The 2,251-nt window shown below is 37.0% G+C and carries 4 protein-coding genes; all 4 read right to left on the bottom strand.

All coding sequences use genetic code 11. From position 1 onward, the window contains the following. Positions 1-65: 65 nt before the first annotated feature. Positions 66-425: a hypothetical protein gene (locus AB6D93_RS23875; RefSeq protein WP_102332424.1), complete on the bottom strand. Its 360-nt coding sequence runs from the start codon at positions 423-425 to the stop codon at positions 66-68. Between the two features lie 569 nt (positions 426-994). Beyond that, positions 995-1,429, bottom strand: coding sequence for a lytic transglycosylase domain-containing protein (locus tag AB6D93_RS23870; protein ID WP_102332425.1), 435 nt, complete (start codon positions 1,427-1,429; stop codon positions 995-997). Positions 1,430-1,483: 54 nt separating this feature from the next. Beyond that, positions 1,484-1,819: a type I restriction endonuclease subunit M gene (locus AB6D93_RS23865; RefSeq protein ID WP_102332426.1), complete on the bottom strand. Its 336-nt coding sequence runs from the start codon at positions 1,817-1,819 to the stop codon at positions 1,484-1,486. Positions 1,820-1,898: 79 nt separating this feature from the next. Further along, the coding region (locus AB6D93_RS23860; protein WP_372127336.1) for a hypothetical protein at positions 1,899-2,251 on the bottom strand (353 nt) is incomplete at its 5' end.

Genomic DNA, 2,251 nt, shown 5'->3' with positions numbered 1-2,251 from the left:
CGATGGGTCGAGAAATCGAGCGGGAATTAGAAAGATAAAACAATAAAAAGGATAGCCCTAACAGGCTATCCTTTTTTTTCGCCTGCAAGAAAGGTATCCACTTTGTTATTAACATCGGCTTTAACTTGTTGCCTAAATGTTTTCGCTTCGTCTTTGACTCGAAATAGTTTTTCACCATCAAAGGTTTGACCATGAGTCACATCACTGACCGCTGATGTGTTGCGAACCACACGATAAATCTCTTCCATCAACTCTCGATTCGACGGTCTACCATCGTCACTATCGTTGAGCTTAATACGCAGTGCTAACGTCAACAGTTGACGAGTAGCTTCAGAATCACTCAGACGCTCCTGATCTCTAAATTTAATGAAGTCTTGCTCTAACTTGCCGCGTAAAGTGCTTTGTAAAGGGTAAGAGCGGGCCATTATCCTCTCCTTTTTAGTTCAATGAATCTCAATAATATATCAATATAATCACATTGAAGCAATCAACAAAACACCCACTTTAAACCTTACTGCAAAAGGGATAAATAAGAATTGAATGACAACTCATTTAAAACCCATTTAAACACCCCGCAGAGCCTTACTACAAAAGGGATAAATGCCATTTAATTGAGATTGCATATTTACCAATTGAGATTTCAGCGGCTAATTAGTTGAGATTTTGAAAATTTTTTTGAGGTTACTTTTAATGGTTGGGAAGGTTTTAAGCTCTTGTTTCTATTGGTTTTATATTTTTACAGACAACCATTTAAATCGATTTTCGATTTAGCGAGGTGTGTGGATGATTCTAAAGAAGTGACGATCAACTCCAATGAACTTCCGTTTGTTTTGTGTTTTTGGGTGGTGCTCTAGGAACAACGAGAGCAAAAGCCGAACCGTTGGCGATTGAATCAAGGGTGATAATGTAAATATTGAGAGGGATGGAAAGCGGAAAAGGAAGAGTTTGAGATAGTCAGCACCGCACCACAATGGTGCATAGCTGCTAATTTTAATTACGGTTGGTAATAAACTTTTTGTACTTTTTGGATGTATATTTTTCTAGCGTTTTCGGTGCGTTTAGAAAATCCGGCATTATATGCCCCGACACTGTTCCAGTTATAGCCATGTGTAGCAAAGTTAGAGCTTAATACCCATGCGCCTAATGAAACATTAAAACACGGCTCATAAATATTCGTTTTGTTTAAGTTAAATTCAGCGAGTCGGGAGAACCAACTAGAGTTAATTTGCATCAACCCAAAATCACGGCTTATAATTTTTCCCGACCTGTTTTTATTTTCATTGTAAGCGTTGGGATCAAGACTGCTTTCGACCTGAGCAATAGAACGCAACAATTTTGGATCAACATTGTAATGAGATCCGGCTTCATCAAAACAGAACGCGCCCGCAGCGGTTGGGAACAATAACAATAGCAAAGATAATTTTTTCATAATCAAAAAAATGGAGTCCGTTGTGTACTCCATTCTATCGCATATTGAAAGTGATTAATATTCACTCGGTAGTAAAACAGTTGTTACGCTTCTATCTCGCTCGGTAATGATCCATATACGTTCACCGCACAGTATGTATTCAGATATAATACGCTCGCCTGTTTTGGCCGCTTCGTCATTGGTTATTTTATCCTCAGCACAAACATTACCCCAATCCCCATTATTATGACGCATTAAGTAAATGTGTAAACTTGCCCCAATATTTTTATCCAGTAATTCAGCAATGCCTTGCGTCATGACTATCTCTCCTAACTCAAAAGGTATTGCTGTACAAACATAACGTTGTGCTTTCATTTCTTCTTGATTTGGAGTAGTATTCAAAGTGTTCATTTTATGTTACCTCATATTACTTAACTTGAACATGCCTCAATATTTACGTCTAATAAATATTGAGGCTTTTTATTTTTGGTTAATACACATCTTCTGTTTTACGAATATGATTAAATACCTCATAAATATCATCGTATGAATAGCCGTATTCTTCGAGCTTATCAACACAATCACAAATATCATTCGTATAAAAACATTCATGATTGAATAGCTCACGGCGAATAATGGCTTGCTTTCCATTTTCTTCAATATCTTTTTTGATCCCCTCTTTTTGAATTTCACCTAAACGCACCACTAAATTTTTAGCGTTACTTTCTGGGACAATCATTCCCATTCCAAGCGATACATATTCAATGCCTTTTTTCTTGGCATCATTAAACTGTTGATTAGAGAAAGCGAAAAATGCGCCTAGTTCATTGAATAAATCGGTTT

The sequence above is a fragment of the Vibrio sp. 10N.247.310.23 genome (assembly GCF_041467155.1).
GTDB lineage: Bacteria > Pseudomonadota > Gammaproteobacteria > Enterobacterales > Vibrionaceae > Vibrio > Vibrio crassostreae_C.
This window is presented reverse-complemented; position numbering and strand designations above follow the sequence as displayed.

Coding starts and splice junctions, on each gene's coding strand:
- AB6D93_RS23875 (WP_102332424.1), bottom strand. CDS start 425: ATGGCCCGCTCTTACCCTTTACAAAGCACTTTACGCGGCAAGTTAGAG.
- AB6D93_RS23865 (WP_102332426.1), bottom strand. CDS start 1,819: ATGAACACTTTGAATACTACTCCAAATCAAGAAGAAATGAAAGCACAA.
- AB6D93_RS23870 (WP_102332425.1), bottom strand. CDS start 1,429: ATGAAAAAATTATCTTTGCTATTGTTATTGTTCCCAACCGCTGCGGGC.